22 protein-coding genes and 2 pseudogenes are annotated in these 24,153 nt (G+C 57.5%); 10 read left to right on the forward strand and 14 right to left on the reverse strand.

From position 1 onward, the window contains the following. Positions 1–3 precede the first annotated feature (3 nt). Complete coding sequence (locus tag Tal182_RS23395; RefSeq protein WP_085861194.1) at positions 4–471, forward strand: A24 family peptidase; 468 nt, start codon at positions 4–6, stop codon at positions 469–471. After that, positions 472–927, forward strand: coding sequence for a type II secretion system major pseudopilin GspG (gspG, locus tag Tal182_RS23400; protein ID WP_170965872.1), 456 nt, complete (start codon positions 472–474; stop codon positions 925–927). Positions 928–932: 5 nt separating this feature from the next. Here the strand turns inward: gspG and Tal182_RS23405 are convergent, their stop codons facing one another. From Tal182_RS23405 to Tal182_RS23445, 9 genes are read right to left on the reverse strand one after another with little or no spacing between them, the layout of a single operon-like run. Further along, positions 933–1,559 carry a prepilin-type N-terminal cleavage/methylation domain-containing protein gene (locus Tal182_RS23405; RefSeq protein WP_085861195.1) on the reverse strand — a complete coding sequence of 209 codons (627 nt, stop codon included), beginning with the start codon at positions 1,557–1,559 and terminating at the stop codon, positions 933–935. Next, a complete protein-coding gene (locus Tal182_RS23410; protein ID WP_085861196.1) occupies positions 1,556–1,945 on the reverse strand; it encodes a type II secretion system protein in 390 nt (129 codons plus the stop codon). Before Tal182_RS23410 ends, Tal182_RS23405 begins: the two co-directional genes overlap by 4 nt. Next, positions 1,938–2,408 carry a GspH/FimT family pseudopilin gene (locus tag Tal182_RS23415; protein ID WP_085861197.1) on the reverse strand — a complete coding sequence of 157 codons (471 nt, stop codon included), beginning with the start codon at positions 2,406–2,408 and terminating at the stop codon, positions 1,938–1,940. The genes Tal182_RS23410 and Tal182_RS23415 overlap by 8 nt, the downstream gene beginning before the upstream one ends. Continuing rightward, a complete protein-coding gene (locus Tal182_RS23420; RefSeq protein ID WP_085861198.1) occupies positions 2,405–3,613 on the reverse strand; it encodes a type II secretion system F family protein in 1,209 nt (402 codons plus the stop codon). Before Tal182_RS23420 ends, Tal182_RS23415 begins: the two co-directional genes overlap by 4 nt. Positions 3,614–3,618: 5 nt before the next feature. After that, complete coding sequence (locus Tal182_RS23425) at positions 3,619–5,289, reverse strand: GspE/PulE family protein (protein ID WP_348629000.1); 1,671 nt, start codon at positions 5,287–5,289, stop codon at positions 3,619–3,621. Continuing rightward, positions 5,232–6,113: a hypothetical protein gene (locus Tal182_RS23430; RefSeq protein ID WP_085861200.1), complete on the reverse strand. Its 882-nt coding sequence runs from the start codon at positions 6,111–6,113 to the stop codon at positions 5,232–5,234. Before Tal182_RS23430 ends, Tal182_RS23425 begins: the two co-directional genes overlap by 58 nt. Next, positions 6,097–6,639, reverse strand: a complete 543-nt coding sequence (locus tag Tal182_RS23435) for a hypothetical protein (protein WP_085861201.1) — start codon at positions 6,637–6,639, stop codon at positions 6,097–6,099. The genes Tal182_RS23430 and Tal182_RS23435 overlap by 17 nt, the downstream gene beginning before the upstream one ends. After that, positions 6,636–7,250, reverse strand: coding sequence for a type II secretion system protein GspM (gspM, locus tag Tal182_RS23440; RefSeq protein ID WP_085861202.1), 615 nt, complete (start codon positions 7,248–7,250; stop codon positions 6,636–6,638). Before gspM ends, Tal182_RS23435 begins: the two co-directional genes overlap by 4 nt. After that, the gene (locus tag Tal182_RS23445) at positions 7,247–8,248 is read right to left on the reverse strand and encodes a PilN domain-containing protein (protein ID WP_085861203.1); all 1,002 of its coding nucleotides are present in this window, start codon (positions 8,246–8,248) and stop codon (positions 7,247–7,249) included. Before Tal182_RS23445 ends, gspM begins: the two co-directional genes overlap by 4 nt. A 317-nt stretch (positions 8,249–8,565) precedes the next feature. On the opposite strand from Tal182_RS23445, the gene Tal182_RS23450 reads away from it, so the two are divergent. From Tal182_RS23450 to Tal182_RS31860, 4 genes are all read left to right on the forward strand, one after another. Next, positions 8,566–9,615: a hypothetical protein gene (locus tag Tal182_RS23450; RefSeq protein WP_085861204.1), complete on the forward strand. Its 1,050-nt coding sequence runs from the start codon at positions 8,566–8,568 to the stop codon at positions 9,613–9,615. A gap of 18 nt (positions 9,616–9,633) precedes the next feature. Then, a complete protein-coding gene (locus tag Tal182_RS23455) occupies positions 9,634–14,766 on the forward strand; it encodes an RHS repeat-associated core domain-containing protein (RefSeq protein ID WP_085861205.1) in 5,133 nt (1,710 codons plus the stop codon). Continuing rightward, positions 14,763–15,104, forward strand: coding sequence for a hypothetical protein (locus Tal182_RS23460; RefSeq protein WP_085861206.1), 342 nt, complete (start codon positions 14,763–14,765; stop codon positions 15,102–15,104). Before Tal182_RS23455 ends, Tal182_RS23460 begins: the two co-directional genes overlap by 4 nt. Before the next feature lie 287 nt (positions 15,105–15,391). Then, positions 15,392–15,682 (forward strand): hypothetical protein, encoded by a 291-nt coding sequence (locus Tal182_RS31860; RefSeq protein WP_125461499.1) that lies wholly within the window; start codon positions 15,392–15,394, stop codon positions 15,680–15,682. A gap of 655 nt (positions 15,683–16,337) precedes the next feature. Here Tal182_RS31860 and Tal182_RS23465 read toward each other — a convergent pair. The 3 genes from Tal182_RS23465 to Tal182_RS23475 form a co-directional block, all read right to left on the reverse strand. Beyond that, positions 16,338–17,286 (reverse strand): IS630 family transposase gene (locus Tal182_RS23465; protein ID WP_094299087.1). Its coding sequence is split into 2 segments (ribosomal slippage): positions 16,338–16,949 and positions 16,951–17,286, totalling 948 coding nucleotides; the frame shifts between segments, so codons are not numbered across the junction. A gap of 190 nt (positions 17,287–17,476) precedes the next feature. Then, entirely contained in the window at positions 17,477–17,833 is a 357-nt protein-coding gene (locus tag Tal182_RS23470; RefSeq protein WP_085861207.1) for a type II toxin-antitoxin system HicB family antitoxin, read from the reverse strand. Further along, entirely contained in the window at positions 17,830–18,084 is a 255-nt protein-coding gene (locus Tal182_RS23475; RefSeq protein WP_085861208.1) for a type II toxin-antitoxin system HicA family toxin, read from the reverse strand. The genes Tal182_RS23470 and Tal182_RS23475 overlap by 4 nt, the downstream gene beginning before the upstream one ends. Positions 18,085–18,132: 48 nt before the next feature. On the opposite strand from Tal182_RS23475, the pseudogene Tal182_RS33215 reads away from it, so the two are divergent. From Tal182_RS33215 to Tal182_RS31865, 3 genes and pseudogenes are all read left to right on the forward strand, one after another. Beyond that, positions 18,133–18,342, forward strand: a pseudogene (locus Tal182_RS33215) (aspartate/glutamate racemase family protein); the annotation flags it as partial. Continuing rightward, a pseudogene (locus Tal182_RS23485) lies at positions 18,332–19,116 on the forward strand (IS6 family transposase). The pseudogenes Tal182_RS33215 and Tal182_RS23485, both read left to right, overlap by 11 nt. Next, complete coding sequence (locus Tal182_RS31865) at positions 19,103–19,261, forward strand: hypothetical protein (RefSeq protein WP_245344879.1); 159 nt, start codon at positions 19,103–19,105, stop codon at positions 19,259–19,261. Before Tal182_RS23485 ends, Tal182_RS31865 begins: the two are co-directional and overlap by 14 nt. A gap of 116 nt (positions 19,262–19,377) precedes the next feature. Here Tal182_RS31865 and Tal182_RS23490 read toward each other — a convergent pair whose 3' ends face one another. Both Tal182_RS23490 and Tal182_RS23495 read right to left on the reverse strand, forming a co-directional pair. Continuing rightward, positions 19,378–20,139, reverse strand: coding sequence for a slipin family protein (locus Tal182_RS23490; protein ID WP_064811845.1), 762 nt, complete (start codon positions 20,137–20,139; stop codon positions 19,378–19,380). Between the two features lie 29 nt (positions 20,140–20,168). Next, a complete protein-coding gene (locus Tal182_RS23495; RefSeq protein WP_085861209.1) occupies positions 20,169–21,572 on the reverse strand; it encodes a nodulation protein NfeD in 1,404 nt (467 codons plus the stop codon). A 360-nt stretch (positions 21,573–21,932) separates the two neighbouring features. Here Tal182_RS23495 and Tal182_RS23500 point away from each other — a divergent pair, with 360 nt between their 5' ends. Beyond that, positions 21,933–24,152 (forward strand): EAL domain-containing protein, encoded by a 2,220-nt coding sequence (locus tag Tal182_RS23500; RefSeq protein ID WP_085861210.1) that lies wholly within the window; start codon positions 21,933–21,935, stop codon positions 24,150–24,152. Position 24,153 lies beyond the last annotated feature (1 nt).

Raw genomic sequence — 24,153 nt, forward strand, 5'->3', positions numbered from 1 at the left:
CCAATGCTAGTTTCGTTCGCTCTTATCCTCGCCATATGCACGCTCGCAATCGGCTACATTGATTTCAAACGGCTGGTGATCCCCGATGGGTTAAATGCGAGCGTTGCCGTTGCCGGGATCATCTTCAAATTGCAGCTTGGATATCCGACAGCAGTGGCGGCATTGCTGTTCGGTGTCCTTGTTCTGTTGTTGTTCTGGGGGCTCAGATATGTTCATTGGCGCCTGAGAGGTATCGTCGGCCTCGGACTGGGTGATGTGAAATTCGCAGGCGCAGCCGCGATCTGGTTGGACCCCTTGATCTTTCCCGCCTTCCTGTTCATCGCCTCAGCTCTCGCCTTGCTCTATTTCTGCGCCGTCGCCAGACGCTTCAACGGCATCGCGTCCCTTCGAGTTCCCTTCGGCCCATTCTTGGCAACCGCATTGTTCGCAACGTGGAATTTCAACACCTTTTACAGTCAGGCAATTGGATAGATGAAGAAACATATGTTGCGCAATGGAGATCGCGCGTATGCGCGTATTCAGGCGACCGAAGGGTTTACCCTCGTCGAACTCTTGGTCGTGCTCGCCATTATCGGTCTGATCGCCGCGCTGGTCGCCCCGCAGGTGTTGAAATATCTGGGATCTGCAAAGGTCGACACGACCAAGGCCCAGATCAAGAATATCGAAAATGCGCTTGAACTATATTACATCGACGTCGGGCATTATCCATCGACCGAACAGGGACTTGAAGCCCTTGCTCGAGCGCCGGCGGATGGAAGTCCCTGGAACGGACCATATCTCAAGAAGTCAGGGGCTTTCCTTGATGCCTGGGGCACCGCTTACCAATATAAAAGCCCGGCAGAGGAAAAGCCGTATCAGGTAATTTCCCTCGGACGAGACCGCAAGGTTGGGGGAGATGGGCAGGATGCCGACCTTCAGAGCGACTAGACTAGCTATTTGGGCTGCAGGAACGCTATTCTGCTGGCAGTAAGGTTTGCAAGGCCGCGCTTCGCCTTGACGGTTATCTTGACCGCGTAGGGCAATCGCTCGGGATGGTTCCATTGGGATAACCATTGCGGGGCTTCGGAGCCCGCTATGTCCGTTCCGTCGAGGAACTGGAAGTTGACGTCAACAATATCCTCTAGGACGGTAAATACTTCAGTGGCCGGCGCCGTCGTGAGGCGGCGAGGGGTGTTCCGCAGAACGATGGAAACAAATCCATTGACCTCAGCCCGCTCGATCGAGATATCGCGTAGAGCGATCTGGTTGCTTCCCACTCTCAACACCGCCGGGAAATGCAGCGAATGTTCCGTTCCCTCGAAGACGAGCCTTTTCTGCGGGGCAGCGTTGACGAGATAAAGGCTTCGGGCATCGGTAATTGCTGTTTCCAGAAAGGTTGCTGCCGTGGCCAACTCCATCTGACCATCCGCACCTTGCGCCAGATTTCGCAGCGGCCGAAATTGCGCTACGGCGCCGAGAAAAATTGCACTCAGCGCGGCAAGCAACGCGAGTGTAACCAGCATCTCGACAAGGGTAAAACCGTCCTCGTTTTGCTTCGGAAGTTGGCGTATCGATGTCATTTTCGTTCGAATCCGGAAGGCAATGTCACGAGAAAATTCTGGCGGAATGTCTCATTCTTCTTGCCGGCCGAAATAATTGCAAAGGAGGCCCGGCTTGGTCCCGCTTGCATCAGGCTCGGTGCAAGCATGCGAATGCGCCAATGAAATACTCCCAGCTCTCCTTCCTGCTGCATCGCATCGGACATCGCTAATTTGGGCAGAGCCTCTGCCTGTAAGGTCTGCATGAGGTTGAGCAGTTCCTCCCGCTCGCTTGCAAGCCGGTAGCTTCGCACAGCGATCGCCAATGTCTGAGAGGCTATCGCCATCGAGATCGACAGGATGAGAAAGGCGATGATCATTTCCAGAAGCGTGAAGCCGGCATCCTTCGCGTGTTGATGGTCAATCATCGGAAATTATCCTGGCAGCGCCTGTCAGCCAATTGATTCGGATAGCGATATCCTTTTCGGCATCGCGATGGAGCCTGATTTCGCCGCCCGTTGAACTCCCGTCGGCGAAGAAGCGGATGTCGCCTCTGGAAATCGTCGTATCGGCGTTCTTGCCGACGGTCGCATTCAGCGAAACCGAAGCAGGAACAGTGATAACCTCACGCCCGATGTCAGAGCGCACGACCCGAGCCGTCGTATCGATTGCCAGAGCGGTCTCCGATCCCCTTTTTATGGCGACCAATCGCGCAAAACGCGCCTCCTCGACAATCCTGTATGCGAGGCTCCGCGCCATCCCCGAAGTGGAGCGGTGGAACTGCGGCAAGGCGACCGCGAACAGGGCCCCCAACAAAACAAGCACGACCAGCATTTCGAGCAGGCTGAAACCGGCATTCGTGATGTGGCGACCGGAAATTCTCTCGGTCATTGTGCGCCCAATTCGTTCACGCTGAGAAGCGCGGTCATCACGGAGATAACCAAGCTCCCAACGAGCAGTCCAAGCAGGATCGTGATGGTCGGGGTGAGAAGGGACAGAAGCCGGTCGAGCGTTCTCTGAGCTTCGAGCCTCATGATGTTCGAACCATTGATCAGCACGGCCGCGAGCTTGTTGGCTTCGTCGCCGACTGCGGTCAACGAGACGATACTTGCCGGGAACAGGCGGCTTTCCGAAAAGGCTTCAGCAAGGCGTTTTCCCGAAATGACGGTTTCGCGCATCGCGGATAGTCTGGAGCGGTAGGCCGAAACTGTGCATGCCTCGGCAGCAAGCGCCAGAGCCTCCGGCATCGCCACGGCGTTTTCGAGCAGCAGCGAAAGCGTCTGCAGGTAACGCGACAAAGCCATCTTGATGATCAGCGGCCCGAGGACAGGCATCTTGACAATGGCTGCCGTCGCCCAAAGCGAGAGTGCTTCCGCTCTCCAAGCATAGACCATCGCCGCGGTCGCCAAGAGTGCCAGCCCGAAAAGCGCGAAAACCGGGTCTGAGAGAAGCTGCCCGGCCATCGACAAGAATGCGATAAGCACAGGAGTTTCGCGGTCAGAACTCTGAAAGATGGGTTCGAGAGCCGGAACCAGCACGAATGTGACGACGCCGAGAGCAAGCAACATCATAAGCAGGAGAAAAGCCGGATAGAGCAGCGCGTCCATAAGTTGCTTGCGATGGGCCTTCCGGCGCTCCAGATCGGCAGCGATGACCGAAAGGACATCGGCGAGCCGCGCAGTTTTTTCGCCGCTCGCTATCAAAGCGAGAGCATCGCCCGGCAATTCGTCGAGCAGCGCGAATGCTGACGAGGCGGTGGCGCCCGCGGATAATCGCTCGAGCATTGCATCAAGACGGTCACGCTCGATTTGACTGGTGGCGGAAGCACGGAGCGCGCGCAGTGACTGGTCCAAGGTGAGACCTGCCGCAACGAGAACTGCGAGGCTGCCGATGAACCTGACGTGGTCGAAACGCGTCTCGATTTTGAGCGTCCATCGCGATCGGAGGCGGCCTGCATCTGTGAAAGATCGAACGTCGGATACCGTGACACCCGGGCCTCGGAGCTTCCGTCGTGCATCGTCAAGGTCCGAGGCTTCAACGATACCCGTGCGCTTTCGACCATCTGCCTTATAGAGGGAGTATTCGAATTTAGCCATTGCGACTAGTCCGCATCGATGACACGCAAGACCTCATCCATAGTGGTCACGCCCTTGGCCACGAGAGTTCGCCCGTGCTCGCGCAACGGCAGCAGGCCGTGTGCGATCGCTACCGCTTCGAGATCCTCCTCGGTGTTGCTTGATCGCATTGCCTCACGGAAGCGTTCGGAAACCTCCAGAATCTCGTAGGTTGCCGTGCGTCCCTTGAACTCGGTTCCTTCACAAACCGTGCAGCCGACCTTCGTCGGCAGGTCCCGGCAAGCTCCACAACATTGCCGTAGCAGGCGCTGCCCGATCACGCCTCTGATGGTTGCCGCCAGCAGAAACGGCTCAACTCCCATGTCTCTGAGCCGGTTGAACGCGCCGATTGCGCTATTCGTATGCAGCGTCGAAAGGACAAGGCGCCCTGTAAGGGCCGCCTGGATCGCAATCTCCGCGGTCTCCCGATCGCGGATTTCGCCGACAAGGACAATATCGGGATCCTGGCGCAGGACGGACCGGAGTGCAGTGGCAAATGACAGCCCGATCGCCGGATCGATCTGCAATTGGGTGATCCCGGCAATACGGTATTCGACGGGATCTTCCACTGTGAAGATCTTGACACTCGGCCGATTGAGACCGGCAAGTATCGAATAAAGTGTTGTCGTCTTTCCGGACCCCGTCGGGCCGGTCACGAGAATAAGACCATTGGGGCGCCGCGTCAGAGTATCGATCCTTCTGGCGGACGCCGCATCATAACCCAGTGACTGAAGGTCCAGTCTGATGCTCTCGCGATCGAGAATGCGGAGCGCTGCGGTTTCCCCGTGGACCGAGGGTACGACCGAAAGACGAAAATCCACTTCCTGGCCTCTGACGGGCAGCCGCAATCTTCCATCCTGAGGCAGCCGCCGCTCGGCGATGTTGAGGCGCGCGAGAATTTTCAAGCGGCTGATCACGCCGGTATGAAGTGATCTGGGCGCTGTTTCTGTTTCGAGAAGCAGACCGTCGCGGCGAAGCCGGACACGCATGATGTCGGCCTGCGGTTCCAGGTGAATGTCGGTCGCCTTGTCGTCGATCGCCCGCTGAACGATCTTTGATACGAACTTCACGACAGGTGCATCGCGCGCGACATCAAGAAGGCGCTCCAAATCGACATCGGAAGCGCTCTCTTCCAGGATAGCCTCATCGACTGGCGAAGCCGACGCCCGCCGAAAACGGGTGATCTGCTCTTCGATAACGCTCCTGGGTGAAAGGCCGATTTGGATTGGCAGATCGAAGAAGTAGGAGACCGCCTCGATTGTTTCGTGATCAAACGGATCAGCGATCGCAAGGTGAAGATTGGAATCCTTTGATCCCATCGGGAAGATCGCCTTCTCGGCGGCATAGTCCCAGCCAAGTTTTTCCAGCCATTCGATTCCATCGCTGACGCCGCAGTCTTGAATGACATCCAGATCGAGGAATCTCGCCATTTCACTTGCAATCGTCAACTCCGGAAGCACTCCCAATTCCCGGATCACCATGTCCAGCGGCTGACCGGTCTGTCGGCGAGCGGATCTTATTCTTTGAACCGCCTCGGAGGTTGTCGTTCCGTTAGCGGCAAGGTGAGAAAGAAAGCGATCAGCTAGCTCCGTTGCATCGATCATGAAAAAGCCTCCGCAAGCCAGGCGGTCATATCCGCGCCAAGCAGGCTTCCGCATTCGGGAAATGCGGCATTCGCGCTCGGTGAAAGCGGCAACGACGGCGTGCGTCGGCCACTCCCTCGCATGTCGCCAGTGGTGACGATCCTGGCATCGATCGCGGATTCGCCACGTCGGCTGATTTTCGTCACCAGGGTATAGGCGGGAAACGCGTTTGAACCCTCCCGCGCGGAGCCATCCAGCTTTGCCAGAATTGGCTGCAGCGGCTTTGGCGCAAAGTCGCGAGCAATAAAGGCGCTGTGGCTGTCGACGGTGAATATCTCACTGAGCTGCTCGGGCGTGAAACGTCTCATTTCGGCAAAATCAAGCAGTTCGACCACATCTTCGAATGGCGCATGCTTGAATCCGAAATCCGGTTGCGGTCCGCTCGCGGGCGCCGACCCAGCCTGCAGCGAACGGAACGCAACGATAGAGCCGGCAACGGCGGCTGCTTGCTCATCGCTCATCGCTAATGCCTTCAATCCCGCAGCAATGGTGGTCACGCCGGCGACATTGAGATCGATCAGGCCAGCATGATTGACGATACGGAGCGTCAAGGTGAGATCCTTTATTCGGCACGATTTTCCATCATCGCGTGTCATGGAGTTTGCCCAAAAGAGATCCGATGTCAGCTTTACTGCCGCATAGGCATTCACGGATTCTGCGGCATAGGAAAGCCGGCTGCGCTCAAAATTATGGCTTGATGTCAGCGCGCCGAGCCGCGCGGCGGATGAAAACGGCAGGAGCAATGCCGCAAAGAGCAATAGGAAGGCAAGAACGGCCAGGAGGGCAAAACCTCCCTCCGCAGAATAGTTGACATCCCCAATCCTAGTTCTGTGGAACATCTTGGTTTTCCGCCGGGTAGAGGTCGACAACGGCAAACTGATCTCCGGAGCGGAGCGCAACGTCATGGATATCGATGTGCTCCAGGGTCCATCCCTCGAGCGCATCGCCGACCGCCAACCAGCGCGGTTGTTCTCCCTCGCTGATTGACAGCAAGGCCGATAGATCGGCACCGATCTTCCGAATTCCTTGAAGCCGAAATGCTGGGATCGAAACTGCTACGGGCGGTGCTGGCGCAATGCTTTCCGGTTGAGGCGCAATAGGTGCGGCGACCTGTTCGAATTCGCGGCGCGTTGGACTGAAAACAGGGCGTGAGAGTGTATCCTGCACATCGAAATCAATGTCGGTACGCCGGGTACTGGCTAGCTTTTCCGCGGAGGAGGGCTTCGGCAGTTCTCTGGCAATTTCCGTTGGCGATATGTCGACCGGGATTCGGCTCAGGGCGAGGTTGAAAAGAACGAACCCAATGACAAGGGCAAGGACGCTTACATAGCCAACCGGGGCAGAATTGATGTGCAGAAATTTCATCGCGGCTGCGTCGCTTTTGCTGGAGCGATCAAGGCCGGGTCGGCTGAACCGTAAATTTCCATCGTTACCGCCAGCTGAAGCGGCGCTCGCAGTTGCCCTTCTTGAACAGGGGTGGTCATTCTGAACAGGGCCTTCCGAATCACGAGAGGCGGCGTCGACGTCTCGATCTGGCGGATCATGTCATGAATGGCCTTCAGGCTTCCCTGGATATCCGCCACGACGCCAATCAGTGGAACGGCGTCCGGCGTGGCATCCGGAACATTGTTGATTGACGCAACAACTGCTCCGGTCTGCGCGGAGAGTTCGTTGATACGCTGCTGAAGCCGCGCCTTTGTCACCGGCATCGTCTCTCCGTCGAGGTAAAGATCTGTCGGGGGTGGAAGGCCTGCCGATACTGCGCCTACATCCGCCGGTTTCCGCTCCAGCAGCGCGTTCAATCGGCCAAGCTCAAAGCGTCTTTCGTCGATCTCATTTGCCTGTTCGCGAAGATGAAAGATCGCCAGCATCACCAACCAGATTGCAAAAAAGAACCCGAGGCCAAGCATAGCCAGCGCCGTCAACCGCTGGACGCGGCGCGGTGCGTTCATGAGGCCGATCAGCAAATCGGTCATTCCCGCACGACCTTCAGACGCATCTCGAAATGCTCGCCACTCTGGCCGGGCACCCGGGCAATCGGCGAGGTAAAACTGGGTTCGCTAAATAGCGCCGATTCTTCCAGAGGTCCGATCAGGCCGGCGGCCGATTGGGCGAAACCCGATATTGTCAATATTCCACGGTCAATCGAGAGATCGGTCAGCCAAGAGCCGTCGGGGAAGCGACGGCTTATCTCCTCCCAGACGGCTGTGACCGGTATCTCCTCCACTTTTCGACGATGCGCGATCTCCAGAGCTGATGCTGTCTTCGCGCGCTGATTGAGAGCTGCGCGCACCGAAACAGCTTGCTGTCTTTTGACGGCAATGTCGCTATCGAGCGCCGACAAAGCGCTGTCGTAACGGAGAAATGCATGCCCGAAAGTGAGGGCGATCGCGAGAACCGACGCACACAAAGCCGTCGCGGCTATATGTGATCTGTGGAAAACGCGAGCGGATCTCGGCACGATTTCCCTCAGGGCTCGCCGAGGTATACGCGCGACGACATCGCCGGAGCGTGCAAGGGAAATCCTTTTGATTCTGATCCCGGCTGTTGCCAGTGCCGACACATAGGGGTCTAGAACCGTTCTTTTGATGACGGCATACGAGCTTGGCGAGCCGTCAAAACATGTGATCGGCATAAAATATACCTCATCCGGCCGAAACGGGGTTTGGGCTATAAGGTCGACTGCGCTGATGTCTTTAGCCCTGCTGTACGGTAGCGCGGAATCTGCCATCCGACGAAGGATGTAGCGTCCCTCCGCAATCAGCAAGGTGCAGACGGGGGACTGCGAAAGTGCATTCGCCAAGTCATCAATTGCGAGAGATTCAGTGCGTGAGCCATTCGGCCAAGAAATAGCAGCTTCGGCGCGAGTTATTTCGACGCAGGGTTGATCGTTTAACAACGGCCGACGGGGCAGCAGGCGCTGGATCTCGGCAGACCACCAGTCCCAAAAATCGCGAAGGCTCGCAGTAATCATCGTCTATTTTCACTTCGGGTCAGCGAATCGTACTGCTATCATAATGCCTCCTGATGTATCCGGCAGCGTCAGGCGGCTGCGCAAAACACTGTCCACAGAGTTTCTCTACCAATTGGCGGCGGTTGGGAAACTAGACAGATTGGCTGGGTCTGTGGGCGGGATGTTTTCCCGATAGAGTTCTTGCCGGCAGGACACCGGGCGAAGGCCTAAATTTTTCTGAAATCAATTTTCAACGTAAAACTGCACTTGCATCTAGCATTATAAGCAGCTTAAGACTGCGGAAATTTTTATCACGTCTTAATTCGCTTGAGGGGTTCATGCGCAATTTGACTATTCGTGGCGCGGTTTTGACCGCGGTGGTATCGCTCGGCCTTTTTACTGTCGCGGAGTGGGCGCGCCCGTTTGCTGGCATCGCCTGGGCGGCAGAGAGCGGCACTGCTGCCGGCAGCGGTTTCGGCAAAGGAAGCTCCGGACTTGGGGGCGGCTCTTCGTCCGAACTGTCCACTTCCGGTTCGTCATCCGAGCCGGCGGTCAATTCTTCCAGTCCCGATAAAACGGTTGATCGAACCACGCCTGCCAACGGCGGCAAGGCGCCGGCCGGCGGGCTCGCCGGCGACACGGGCGAGAGCAGTGCGCCAGTCGATGGCGTCGAGGAAGGTACAACAACGTCTGCCGACAAGGACCCTGCAACGACGACGAAGAGTGCCGCCACGCTTGCAGCGGCGGCCACGGCCGTCGTGCCGGATGCGGCTGCGGTCAATGCGCCGGAGAAAGCATCGGTGCCGCAGATCTCCAGCAATGGCTCGCTGACACACCTCATCGAACTGGGCACGCCGGAATATCGCGACATCGCCCCCAAGCTGGCGCTTCATTATGATTCCGCCCGCAAGTCCCGTCTCGGCGGCCTGTATCAAGGCTGGCTGGGATATGGCTGGGGTCTCGACGGCCTTGACGTCATCGAACGGGAAAGTGCTGGCGGTGGCGTGCCGGCATTGAGTAACTCCGTTGACGTCTATGTGCTGAACGGCGAAGCTCTGGTTGCCTGTTCGGCTGCATCCAGCTGTCAGCCCGGGTCGACGCACACGACCGAACATGAGTCGTCGCAGCGGATCATTTTGGACTCGACCACAAATCGGTGGACGGTCACCGACAGTAAAGGGGTCGTGACCACGTTCCAATCTGTGGCGGAAATTGCCGGCACGCCTGCCGCTTATCCAAATCGGATCTTGCGCTATCTGCCGACCTCGGTGGTGGATCCGAACGGCAATCGGGTGACCTTCCTTTATACCTGCCCCGATCTCCCGGTGTGTCATCCCAAGCGGATCGACTACGACAGCCACTCCTATGTGGCTTTCGGCTACGAATAGCGGCCCGACTATCAGCCGATGGCGAACGGCTCCGGCATTACATGGAACCGCTTCCGGCTCAAATCGGTCTCTTACAGCGTGGCTGCCGAGGCCGGTATCAGCGGCGGCTACGTCCTGTCCTACGACCAGGCGCCGTTTTCCAACGCATCCCGCCTGGTGCGGGTCGATCGGTATGGTCGCGATGCGGTGGTTGACGCCAATGACAACATCACCGGCGGGACCCACAAGACCCTGCGGTCGATGGTCTATGACAATATCAACTACAGCTATACGAAGCTGAGCAACCAATTCCCGGCACCGACATCTGGAGATCCTGCAAAGCAGCTTTCCTATTTCCTCTCCCGGCAGGTCGGCGATCTCAACTTCGATGGCAGGGATGAGTTTTATGGGACTTTTCTCGCCTATCACTACGATTCGACCCTGCGCACATACAGGCCTGACCCGCTCAAATTTACGGTCACGAACTTCAGCACGGGAAGTGGCGCGGTCTCTCGGACCGCCTCAGTAATGGTGCCGAGGGCAAATCTAACATATGACAACTTGCCGGTTCCCAATTACTTCGCCGGCCGTTTCACAGGGGGCAAGGCCACCAAGGATTTCGCGTTCACTTACAATACTACCTTTACCGGTAGTAATGATAATGTCACCAAGACGCGCACCAGTGGCATTATTACGACAGACTTATCGCTGAATGTATCGGCTTCGCTTTGCCCGGACGCCAATACCACTGTCTGTGGTGCAATTCCCACGAATTACGACAGCGCCAATACTGTCAAGAACGTTGCGGCGGATCCGGAAGGCGATGGGTACGATCAGCTCTTCAACGTCGGCGACTACATTCGCGGTGTCGCGGATTTTCTCGGCGGTGGCCGTCAAGGCGTGGTCAGGGGCAAAGACCTCTTCTCGTTAAAATATGCCGGCGGTTCGTGGCCCTCGCAGGCGATGGGCATCGATTGCAGTTCCGCCGCGTATTACTGTGCCCTTGCCGATATGAATGGCGATGGCACGACGGATGTCGTCAAGGCAACGCCGTCCGGGTCGGGGACTTACGTGGCAACGGTCTGGCTTGGGACCGGCAGCAGTTTCATCCAGGTCGCAAGCGGCCTGGCCCTTGAGGGCACGCCGATCCTGCGCGACATGGACAATGACGGCAAGGTTGATGTCGTCGCCGCAAAGGATCGCAGGGATACCGATCCCTTCAAGGACCTCAGAGCCTATGGCCTCTGGTTCGCAAGCTCCGGCAACAGACTGGTCGTTTCGCCTTTCCTGCAACGCGGTTCCGGTCTGTCGGGCGATTTCAACGGCGATGGCCTTCCCGACTTCGTCGCCTCTCAGACGGATACGGTGATCTCCAATGCCGGTTCGGGCAATCCCAATCTATTGCGGACCGTCACCTTGGAAACGGGTGGGACGATTTCGGTCAACTACGCCCCTTCGACAAGCTTTACCAACAGCTTCATGCCGATTGTCATGCACCCCGTGACGAGAGTGACGGTCAATGACGGACGCGGAACCTCTGCCGCTACCAGCTATTCCTATTCCGGAGGGCTATACAATCCCGCAGCCCGCAAGTTCCTTGGTTATCGCACTATTACAGCCACTAAACCAATCCTAGCCGGAGACACCGCCTCTCCCCTCGTTGTGACGACGTACCGTCAGGATTTGGCAAGTTACGGACTGCCGGAAACAACGGTTTTGCGCAACTCGGCGAACACGGCATCTAAGACGATCACCGAAACCTACGACGCCAGCATAGCCTCGAAGCCGTATAAGGCCCGCAACATCGCGACGACCACGAAGCTGACGGAAGGCGGCACGACGGCTTATCTCCGGACGGAGCGCAGTTTCGACGCCTATGGCAATGTGACCGAGATCAAGGATCGCGGCCGCACGGTGGACGCTGCCGGCACCGAGAATGTGAACACTACCGGCGACGAGAAGACGACGACCTTCACCTTTGCGCCGAACACCACTGCCTACATCGTCTCGCTGCCGACTTCGAAGACGCTCCGCTTCGGCCTGGACGCGGCGTCACCGGTCGGCAGTAAAGAAGAATACCTCTATGACGACGCGACGGCGGTCGCGACGCCGCCGGTCAAGGGCAACCTGACGCAGAAGCTCGCCTCTATGAGCGTCAGCAGCACGCCGCGGGTGTCGCCGACCAGCTATGGCTACGATACATACGGCAACCGGGTCTCCGAGACCGATGCGCTCGGCAACCGCAGTGAATGGGACTACGACGCCAGCTACCATCTCTATCCGGTGGCGGAACGCAGCCCGCGCTACTTCGCCAACGGCACGTTGCCTGGCGACAGCCACTTCGTCAGCGCGACGACCTACGATCTGGTCTGCGGCCTGCCGGCGACGAAGACCGACTGGAACGGCATTGTCGAGACCTTCACCTATGATGCCTATTGCCGGCCTTATGGTTATGTGAATGCCGGAACGGGCAATTACGTCAACACCCGCTACGAGAATGAAGGCAGCCCGACGACGCAGGCGGTGGTAACCTCGTCGCCACGCACCAACGGCACCGGCGAGGTGTTCAGCCGCACCTATTATGACGGTCTCGGCCGGCCCTGGCGGGTGGAGACACCCGGCGCCTCCGCCACCGGCCCGACCCGGATCACCGACACGGTCTATGACGCACGCGGAAACGTGAGGCAGACCTCGCTTGTGCGGTTCAATGCCGCCACCGAGACGCCGCAATGGACGGTCAACAGCTATGACTGGCAGGACCGGGTGATCAAGACGGTCAATCCGGACAGCAGCCAGAGGCTCTACCAATATGCGGCGCAGTCGGCACTTGTTGCCGACGTCACCAGGCTGCCGGTGTCGCTGACGGTCATGACCGACGAGGAGAACCATCCGCACCGCAGCTATGCTGATGCCTACGGCAATGTCATTGCCCTGCAGTCGCAGCTCGGCACGGCATGGGTGACGGAAAACCGCAGCTACGACCCGCTCGGCCGTCTGCTGGGGGTCCGCGATCCCAAGGGGGCGCAATGGAGCTACAGCTACGATCTGCTTGGCAACCGGTTGACGGCAAGCGATCCGGATCTCGGCAACTGGACCTATGAATATGACGATGCCGGCCGGCTGATCCGCCAGACGGATGCCCGCGGCGCGGTAACGACGATGGCCTACGACCAGATGGGCCGGGTCCTCCGCAAGGAGGTGACCGAGCCGGGTGCGACGGTGCCGACACTGCTGGCTGAGAACAGCTATGACGAGCCCGCCGCCAGCGGCCAGTCCCACAACGCCGGCATGCTGACCAAGGCCGAGAATGCCAATGCGACGGTGACCTACAGCCGCTTCTATAACGGCGCCGGCGACAAGAGCATCACCAGCACGACGATCGACGGGGTGACGAACACGACCACGGTCGAGCATGGACCGAGCGGCAAGACGACGGCGATGAGCTATTTGCCGACGACCGTCGCCGTCGGTGAGGCGACCACGCCCTGGCTCTATAACGAGGCCGATCTGCTTTCGAGCATTCCCGGGCTGATCGATGCGACCAGCTACGAGGCCGACGGCCAGACGACATCGATCACCTACATCAATGGCGTGACGACCAGCTTCAGCTATTCGCCGATGCGGCGCTGGCTGGACCGGGTGACAACAGCGAAGAGCACGACGGTGCTGATGGACAATCAGTACGGCCGCGACAAACTAGGCCGCATCAAGACGATCACCGGGCTGACGGCCAACGACAACTGGACCTACAGCTATGACGATCTCTCTCGTCTGACCGGCGCCGACAACGGCGGCGACAACAGCCTCGACGAGACCTACAGCTACGACACCAATCACAACCTTCTGTCGCGCAGCCGGATCGGCGCCTATACCTATCCGGCGCCAACGGCGATCCGTCCGCATGCGGCAACGCAGATCGGCGCCAAGGCGATCGACTATGACGCCAACGGCAACATGATCTCGGACGGAACCCGCACGCTTGCCTGGGACGGCGCCAACCGGCTGTCGACGGTGACCCAGAACGGCGCCACGGTGACGCTGTCTTACGGACCGGATGGCGCGCGGGTGAAGAAGAGCTGGGCCTTCGGCACCATTCTCTATCCCGACGCCAATGTCGAGATCGACCGGACGACGCCGGGCACGGATATCTACACGCTTTATCCGCATCCCGACGCCAAGATCGTCGTCACCGATGGCAGCACGGTACAGGACAAGTTCTTCCTGCATCGCGATCATCTGGCCTCGGTGCGGCAGGTGACCGACGAAAGCGGCATCCCTGTCGAGCAGACCGGCTATGCCGCCTATGGCGAGGCCACCAACACCAGCTTCCAGACGAAGAAGAGCTATATCGGCGAACGCTTCGATCCCGAAACCGGGCTGATGTATCTCAATGCCCGGTACTACGATCCGGCATTCGGGCGGTTTATCTCACCGGATGACTGGGATACGACCAAAGAAGGCGTCGGCACAAACCGTTACAGCTACTCCGAAAATGATCCGGTCAATAAGAGTGATCCGAACGGGCACATCGGAGGCACGGTCGGGAACGCTGGGATGAAAACGCTTGCCGAAACATTTGGAAATGCTTTACGTGCACTGGAGAGTTTTTTTGGTGGAGCGACAGGTCAATCTGCAGCTCGGTCAGCCGCAGGCGCTAGGACCTTTACAGCGGCGGGACCATCGGGCTCACCAGCAATGGCTGTCGCAGCAACTACCACGGCGGCGCTTCTCGCAACTACAACTTCGACCGCCACCAAGGAACAAGAAGAGGCTAACAAGCGCCTTGTCTATCGAGGGCTTCGACAAGATGAAGTCCCTTATCTCCCAACAGGTTTGATGGCGAAAGATCCCCTTGCCCAACTCGACCCGAGCTATCATATTGCTGATGACGGCCAGGAGCGCAGTCAGTATATCTCGACCTCTAAATCCCTCGCCGTAGCGCAAGAATATGCGACCAGCGGAAGAGCGCCATCAGATACTGTTGTTGCTATTGACCTCAACCGGGTTCCGAGCAAACACTTTGATTATTCCCAAGGTGGTACTGGGAATCTAAAAGCTGACAGCCTTGCTATCGCAGATCAGGAAGTCCTGATCGAGAGATACGTGCCTGCAGCGGCGATTGTCGGGATTATGAGAGGTGCCAATGGCTGGACAATGCGAGGCAAACGATGAAATTTGCTGAGGAAATTCGACAGGAATTCAGTCGCGAGGGCTTCTTCTATAACATCCGGAAGATGACTTTCATAAAGATCGAAGCCGTGAGAGCCATTGAGAAGATACGCCATCTTGATGCAGGTGCGTACAGTGATCGCGAAAAATTGGAAGTGGCTCTGTTGATTTGGGACCTTCCAATCTTGATGTTGTGGTGGAGGGATGGATGTATAGATATGGGAGCAGACAAAAGCGAATACGAGGCGTATGCCCGCGAGTTGCAGCGCATTGTCGAAGAAAAACTCAAAGTTCTTTTGGATAAGCCGTCGAATAATGGCGGTCTATCCAGAGAGAGCTGATCGAATCAGAAATGAGTTGATGCGGCAGCAAGGGTTATCCGTTAGCTGACGAGCATGTCGTGACATTCGCCACAACGCGGCGACACTCGACTTCCACCGGCAGGAATGGAGCGGCCTTTCCCAATTTGGCAGCCCTCGGTGTAAAGGATCAATCCTGTCGTGTGGTTTGATCTTCTATAGCCGCAATGTATCTCGCGACCGATCGCTTGATGACACGCGATCCGTCGCGTTTGATCGTCTAAGCTTGAAAATCCCCGGTAGATTGCCTCGAAGCGGTATGGACGCACATGTTTCATGTAGCAATGCTGCAAGCGGGCGGGCCGGAATGTGGCTGGTTCTACGATATGGGAACTTATGCAATCATCTCCAACTCCGACGCCTGGTGCGTCTATTGCGAGCGGCACAACGAAATTGCCGTTATTGGCCTCGACCAGAACCTTATCGCCAACGATCGTGATCAGTTGCAGCGATTTTCAGCTCAGCCGATAGAGTTAAAAATTCGATCCGGGACTTTCCCTTTTGATCGCTTAACACATGCGTGGCAAGAAAAATTACTTCAAAATTACCGAACATCATAGATGCCCAGACGCACTGGCTAACCAGCAAATCCGCTGTGCGAGGTCAGTCTCGACTACATAGTTGGAATTGGTGGGTTCTATGGGATCGGCGCGAGGATTCAGTGCCAGAACGGCGCCAAACTAACAGATCTTGGAAGACATATACGGATGCAGAGCGCCAATTCTCGATTATGTGAACAGATTGAGGGGGCAACAGTAAATTGAACATCATGTCCGAGAATCATGCAATCTCCGCGGCAGAGGCCTTCGCGATCGAAAGAGAACTTCGATTTGAGGAACCCGTCTCCGCTAATCATCTTGCTGGGGCCGGTATCTTGTGACGTTCGCTGTTGAGGGAGCATCCGATCCAAATACCTTAATCGACCCACCAGAATTTATTGTTCAGGTCGATCTTGAGCGAAATAAAGTTATGCTGCTGCCGGCTATGTAATTGCGGGGGGAGCGCAATTAGCCAAAGGGCGGCCGCCATCCGGCTTCCTCGGCGCTGATCGGTGTGCCGCGTAGCAACCTCGCGGACATTTCTACTTTGCACAACGGCGGACATTCCAACTTCCCCGCCACACACTGGAAGAGCGCGATCAACGGTTCTGGCACGGCGAGAGCTGTGCAGGCCAGAGTCCGGCTTGTTCCTATGGAGTTCACGTTCTAGAGCATTTCAGCTTTTAACGGAAGCATAGCCTGCGTTTCGGAAGTAGTTTGAGCATTCGTCTGGTGCAATGGCTCTGGTGAGGAATCCGATGTGCCTCCAGGTGTCCTCGATTGTTCGCTTTTGGGCGTGGCGCATCCAGTGCTTTACCTTTGAGAAGGCCTGCTCGATCGGATTGAGGTCCGGAGAATATGGCGGCAGATACCAGAGGCGCGCACCGGCGGCTCGGATCATCTGTCGGATAGCGTCGGACTTGTGGGAGCCAAGGTTGTCCATGATGACGATATCGCCAGGCTTGAGGACCGGCACAAGCAGTTGTTCGACATAGGCGCGGAAGCATTGCCCGTTGATCGGCCCGTCGAAGACGCAAGGGGCGGTCAAACGATCGTACCTGAGAGCCCCGAGGAAGGTTAGAGTGCGCCAATGGCCGTGAGGGGCAAAGCCACGCAAGCGCTTTCCTTTCTCTCCCCAGCCATAGAGTGGTGCCATATTGGTCTTGATCCAGGTTTCATCGATGAAGACCAATCGTTTGGGATCGAGACGATCTTGCAAGCCGCGCCAGCGTTGCCTGCGGCGAGCGATGTCAGCGCGGGCCTGCTCAAGGGCAAACAGCGTTTTTTTTGAAGCGCAGTCCTTCGCGGCGTAGATACTTCCAGATCGTGTCGTGGGAGACCTTTACACCCTTCGATGCCAACTCCGCCTTCAGTCCATGCAGCGACAGATTCGGGGTCTGGTGGAGCCGCTCGAGGATGAAAGCGCGATGTGGCGCAAGAACGAACTTGCGATGACCGCCCATCTTTGAGGGCGCAACCGAGCCGCTCGACCGATAGCGTTGCGACCATTTCACAGCCGAAGACACGGCAATCCCGAACCGCGCAGCGACGGATCGGCAGCTCTCACCGGCGACAATTGCCATCACAACGCGCTCGCGCAGATCATTCGAAAGAGGTGCTGTCATCCGATGCTGGCCTCCTTTTCCAGCCAGCATCTTGAATCACAAATCCGAAGCCTTGGGAATCCCACGGGATTCAATAAAAAACGGAAACGCTCTAGGCCAAAAAGATCGCATAATGGATCGAAGGGAACGCCAATTCATCAGACACGCCGATTGGCGGTGCGGTGAAGGGACTACGGTGGCCTCGACGGAACTACGCCGGCAGGCGCGCGTCGGCATAGTGGTCGGCGGCCTCTTCCAGCACCTCTTCTGCCCACTGGTTCAGACTCTTTCCCGAAAGCTCAGCAGCAAGAGCTGCTCGGCGATGGACTTCGGGAGCGACACGAAACATCATCTTCCCAGAATAGGGTCGCTGAGGCTCTTTGCCGATTTTCCTGCAGGTCTCCAGGTAGTCATCGACTGCCTCACGGAAAGCTTTCTTGAGTTCAGCGACACTGTCACCGTGAAAGCCGATTACATCGGAGATACCTGCAATCCTGCCGAAAAACACATCGTCCTCAGCGTCGAATTCGATGCGAGCGTGATATCCGTTGTAGGTCATGATGTTCATGGCGTTACTCCAATCTGGATCAGGAACTCGCGAGCATCGCGCACCTGATAACGCTTTGCTTCCTTGGCCGGATGTGGTCTATGGAAGCTCGCAATGATCCCGTCTTTTTCAAACTTAACGCGGGAACCGTTCCCCTCAATGAGGTCGGCTCCGGCAGCCACAAGCAGATTCTCTATAGCGGCCCATTCAATGGTTCCCGAGACCGGGTCCTTGAAGACCGCCGCGAGAGTCTTTCTCTGCTTGCTGTTCATGCTAGCAAATATAGAGACGCTTGCTGATTATGCAAGCACAAACTCGCTGCGGAAGCGCATCGGATTATCTATAACGAGCTGTGTCGCGACGTTGTTCGCCAGGATAGCCGCTTGAACTGCGAACCCATTGCGCAGCGCCTGATCGATAAGGGCTGCGACTGTCTTATCCTTGGTTGCACCGAAGTAGGGATGCTGTTGAACCAGGATAATGTGGGCGTCCCCGTCTTCGACGGCGATGTGACGTTGTCTGTGGCCTAACGGTTCGCGGATAACTGGGCGGGGATGAGCGAACGTACCATCAGCTACAAGAACCACCGCTTTCCGCCGCAGATCATCGCCCGCGCGGTCTGGCTGTATTTCCGGTTCCCTTTGAGCCTGCGGCTGGTTGAGGAGATGCTGTTGGAGCGCGGGGTTGTTGTGTCTTATGAAACGATCCGGCGATGGGGCCGCAAATTCGGTCCGACCTATGCAAAGCAACTGCGCCGCAAGAAGCCTTCGCGAGCAGACATCTGGCATCTGGACGAAGTGGTGATTTGCATCGCCGGACGAAAGCACTGGCTGTGGCGCGCCGTCGATCAGGACGGCTATGTTCTCGATGAGATCGTCCAGACCCGCCGCGATACCAAGGCCGCCAAGCGATTGCTGATCAGGCTGCTAAGGAAGCAAGATCTCAGGCCGAAGCGCATCGTCACCGACAAACTGCGCTCGTACGGCGCGGCAAAGCGGGAAGTCATGCCAGATGTCGAACATCGAGCTCACAAGGGTCTCAACAACCGGGCGGAGAACTCTCACCTACCGCTGCGAAAACGAGAACGAATGATGCAGGGATTTCGATCGGCCGGCGGCGTGCAGCGCTTCGTATCGATCTTTTCGGCAGTCAGAAATCTCTTCGTCGCACCACCTCAAAAATGTTCAGCTCTTGCCACCCACATCCATCGAATCCGCGCCATGGCGCAGTGGAGGGCCGTGACCGGCGCACCTGCCCGATTTCGCAGATCCACAGCCTCTTCGATCACTGATGAAACAACGTGACATCGCCTCGGCGGCTTTTGCGCTGGCGATCGAGATGGGAGCGCGCCTGGAAGACATCGCCGGCACCATTCACGTCCATCCGACCCGCAGCGAAGCGCTCATGGAAGCGGCGCTGAAAGCTTTGGGAAACGCTTTGCACATCTGAGCCGGGCTGCAAAGATCACGGGGTGGCGGAGTTGCGCCGGTTCTCTGGGGCGTGGCCTCATTTTGCTCCGAGGTTGACATCGAGCTGGATCAATCATCAACGCCAGTGCCGTTCGATCACTTCGGCTTAATGGCCATTAGATTGCCCAGCTCCATCGGGAAGGGGAATAAAATCGTCGAAGTCTTCTCGCTGGCGATGACGTTCAAAGTGCTCAAGTAACGAAGTTGCATCGCCTCCGGCTGTTTGGCCAGAATTTCCGCCGCTTCCAGTAGCTTCGCTGCGGCTTGCTGTTCGCCCTCGGCATTGATGACCTTCGCGCGGCGTTCGCGTTCGGCTTCCGCTTGGCGGGCAATCGCGCGTATCATCGACTCGTTGATATCGACATGTTTGATCTCGACAGTGGCTACTTTAATTCCCCAAGCGTCCGTTTGAGCGTCGAGGATTTCCTGAATATCGGAGTTGAGCCTGTCGCGTTCTGCCAGCATTTCATCGAGGTCGTGCTTGCCGAGCACGGAGCGCAACGTCGTCTGAGCAAGCTGGCTTGTTGCCATCATGAAATCCTCGACCTGTATTGTCGATTTCTCGGGGTCAATGACCCTGAAGTAGATCACCGCGCTGACACGAACCGAGACATTGTCATGTGAGATGACGTCCTGGCTGGGGACATCGAGTACGCGCGTGCGCAAGTCGACCCGGATCATCTGCTGGACATAGGGAATGAGCAGAATCAAGCCGGGTCCCTTGACTCCGGTAAAGCGGCCAAGTGTGAACACGACGCCGCGTTCATATTCCCTCAGGATCTTAACCGCGGATGCGAGGATGGCGACCGCAATGACAATGGCCACCAAATAGAAGGCAAGATCTGCAAACATATCCATGGCTTCTCCTCCTGCGTTCTTGAGTGCCGCTAGGTGTCCTTAGGACGGCTGGTGACCTCGAGCGCCAGCCCGTTGCGGCCGGTTACCCTGACAGGGTCACCAGCGACAAGGGGTTCGGCGGAAACGGCCTTCCAGCGTTCGCCATGCGCGATGACGTACCCCGTGAGCCCCGTCCAACTCTCAACTTTACCGGAAATGCCAATCATCTCCTCTGCACCGGTGGCAACTTGGCGAAAGCGCGAGGTGAATGCCAGGCGAGCAACGACAAGGCTGAAGGCAAGAGTCGCAACTGCAATTGCGCCCAGTAGGGGGCGCGACACCTCCAAGCCGGGTATATCGGTATCAAACAAGATGGTTGCTCCCAGGATCACGGCTACCCCGCCGCCAATGCCAAATGCGCCGAAACTTGGCGAATGCGCCTCAGCCACAGTCAATCCTACGCCGAGCAAAATAAGCCCAAGGCCGGCAAAACTCACCGGCAGCAATGCCAGGGCATAGAGACCGAGGAGGAGGCAGATGCCGCCGATCGTGCCAGGAAGCATTGTCCCGGGTGCGAGAAATTCGAAGATCAGGCCATAGATACCAACCATCATCAGGATGATTGCGATGTTCGGATCGGTAATGACGGAAAGCAGGCGCGTGCGCCAGTCCGGCTCGAATTCCTGCACGGCCAAACCGGCGGTATCGAGCCGGACCTCCGTTTGACCGACCCGCACCATGCGGCCCTGCGCCTTTGCAAGGAGATCGTTGACATCAGCTGCCGTGAAATCGATGGCATGTTCGCGCACTGCCGCTGTGGATGAAAGGCTAGCAGCTTCGCGGACAGCACGCTCTGCCCAGTCGGCGTTGCGATTGCGCAATTCCGCAAGCCCACGGATGTAAGCGACTGCGTCGTTAACGGCTTTTGCTTCGTGGGCATTGCCTGGAGCTTCCGGTTGCTTGCCGCTAGGTTCGCTCGGCTTCTTTTCGGGTTCCTCATCACCGCCGAAAGGCTTCACGCTGAGCGCGATTGGTGTCGCTGCACCCAAATTGGTCCCAGGGGCCATTACCGCAATGTGGCTTGCGTAGAGAATATAGGTGCCGGCGCTGGCAGCCCGTGCCCCGCTTGGCGCGACGAAACTCGCGACAGGCACCGGCGAGGCAAGGATCGCGCGGATGATTTCCCGCATGGAGGTGTCAAGACCGCCTGGTGTATCCATTTGCAGGACGATCAAGACCGCTTCACGTTCGCCAGCACGCTGAATGCCTCGTACCACGTAGTCAGCTATAGCAGGCCCAATGGCGCCATTCACCTTGAGGACGACAGACGCGCGGTCAGACGCCGACGGTATGCCTAAGCCCCAAGCTGAAAGCAGCAAAAACAACAAAGTGAAGATTGGCGGTTGCCATCGCCAACACCTCAATCCCCGCGTGCCAATCGGCGGAACGTACATAGTATTTAATGTATGTCGGAAATTACAAAGAAAAAGGCGGAGGCATCAAAGGCTCATGTTCAAGCCGTCTTATGCGCTCGTAAGGCGAGGTTGGCTAAGCGCATTGCACGGATGCGAGCCGCGTGGCCTATGTTTTTTGAAGGTCGCTGGCGGCCAATCAGATACTTCAGGATCTTATCGCCAGACGAGAATATCTCGTTCGGCAGGACGCCTTACGACCAAACCATATGTCAACAGCTTCAATATTTGGCAACCAGATTATGCAATTCTATAGAGCGTCAGCGGCTAGTTCTTCCGCTTCTACGACCCATGAAGGGTTTCACTCCGCGTCATCAAGCGCTGCGAGGAGCCCAAGGTCGCATGTCACTTTCAGAAGATGAGAGATTGAATCTCCTCCACCAGGCCAGCATTCTCGATACGCCGCCGACGGAAGAGTTCGATGCTATCGTGCGGCTGGCTTGCAGTGTGTTCGACATGCCGATGGCGTTGGTTTCGTTCGTCGACGGGGATCGGCAGTGGTTCAAGGCCGAGCACGGTCTCTTTTTGAAAGAGACGCCTCGCGAGCATTCCTTCTGCAGCCATATCGTACAAACGAAGTCACCGCTCGTTGTCGAAAACGCCGACAAGGATTCTCGCTTTTCCGGAAACACCTTTGTTAGAGAGCGTTCAGTCCGGTTCTATGCGGGAGTGCCGCTTTCGGAAGGGGAGACCTGCTACGGCAGCTTTTGCGTCCTCGACACGAAGAACCGCCGCTTCGGCGATCGGGATATCGAACAACTTCGCAGTTTGGCACGCGTGGTCGTCGGCCTGATCCGAGAACATCGTCAGCAAAGCCTGTTGAGAGAGCAGCAACGCGAATTGGAACTGAAGCAGGCTCGCTTCGAGCAGACTGAACGCTCTGCCAAGGTCGGCGGCTTCGAGATGGATCTCAGCACCGGCACGATCATCTGGTCGGACCAGATTTACCGCACCGTCGGATTGCCGGTCGGCAAACGCATGACCTCGGAGGAGGTGATCGGCTGCTATGCTCCCGAAGAGCGTGAAAGCGTCAGACGCAGGATTGGCGATGTCCTCAATGGCTCCGGGGCCGGAATCGACAGGGAATATCGCATCGTGACGCCGGAAGGCGAGGAACGCTGGATTCGCGTGGTCAGCGATATCGAACGCTTGAACGGCGAGCCCAGTCGTTTGTTCGGCATCGTTCAGGATGTTTCCGAAAAAGTGCGCTACGAGCAGCGTCTGCTCCAGGCGGCTAATGTCGATTCTCTGACCGGACTTGCCAACCGGGCAGCCTACAATGCTCATATGGAGCGGCTCACAGCGGCCGACGCTCCTTCCATCGGCTTGCTGCTGATCGACGTCGACCGCCTGAAGCAAGTGAACGATATCCTTGGCCATGCGACAGGTGACCTGCTGCTGAAAGGCGTGGCCTCACGTCTGGATGAACGTTTGGGAAAGCGAGGAAAGGTCTTTCGCCTTGGCGGCGATGAGTTCTCCGTTGTCCTGGACGCGCCCGCAAGCGTACGCCGCATGGGTTCGCTCGCGCGCCACCTGATCGAATATATCGGTCGCCCGCTGCAGGTTGCGGGATCGACGATAAATCCGACGATAACTGTGGGTGGGGCAATTTCGGAGGGCATGATGGATGCCGCAACGCTTTCCCAAAACGCGGATTTCGCCCTCTATCATGCCAAAGAAACGCGGCGCGGCAGCTATGTACACTACGAGCCGAGCCTGCGTTCGAGGATCGCGCGACGCATTCAGATCGTCCGGGAGGTGGAAGCGGCTCTTACCGAACATCGGATGGTGCCCCACTATCAGCCGATCGTTGGTAGTGCCGACGGTCAGGTCTGGGCGTTTGAAGCGCTTGTGCGAATGCAGCGTCCGGATGGTTCAATCGTGTCGGCGGCGCAACTTCACGAGGCGTTCACAGATCCAAGCGTTACCCACCACATTACGACCCGCATGCTTGAACAGGTCGCGGTCGACATTCGAAGGTGGATCGACCGAGGGCTGGAATTCGGGCGGGTCGGTCTCAATATAAGCGCCTCCGATTTCATGAGGGGCGACTTGGAAACCCGGATCGTTGCCGCCTTTGCGTCCAGAGGCATTCCGCTGGACAAGCTTGTGCTGGAGGTGACGGAAACGGTGTTCCTGCAGGGCCTGGAAGATACCGTTGCGACAACCCTGCAACGTTTGCGCAAAAAAGGCCTGACAGTGGCGCTCGATGACTTCGGGACAGGCTATGCATCGCTGACGCACCTGCGAAGTCTGCCGGTCGATATCATCAAGATCGACAAGAGCTTTATCGACACGATGCTCGTGGATGAATCGAGCCTCGCAATCGTTGAACTAGTGCTCAATCTGGCGCGGAAGCTTGATATGAAAGTCACGGCGGAAGGCGTAGAGAGCCATCGGCAGGCGATGTGTTTGCTGGAAATGGGCTGCAACACGCTGCAGGGGTATTTGTTCGCCAAACCTATGGGCCGCGAACGTGTTGGCGAATACCTGTGTGCGCGGAAAACCAGCGTTACGGAGAAGGCCGACCGACCGCAGGAGGAACCGCGTCTCCTCGGATAGC

This window comes from Rhizobium sp. TAL182 (assembly GCF_002117725.1).
Taxonomy (GTDB): Bacteria; Pseudomonadota; Alphaproteobacteria; order Rhizobiales; family Rhizobiaceae; genus Rhizobium; species Rhizobium esperanzae.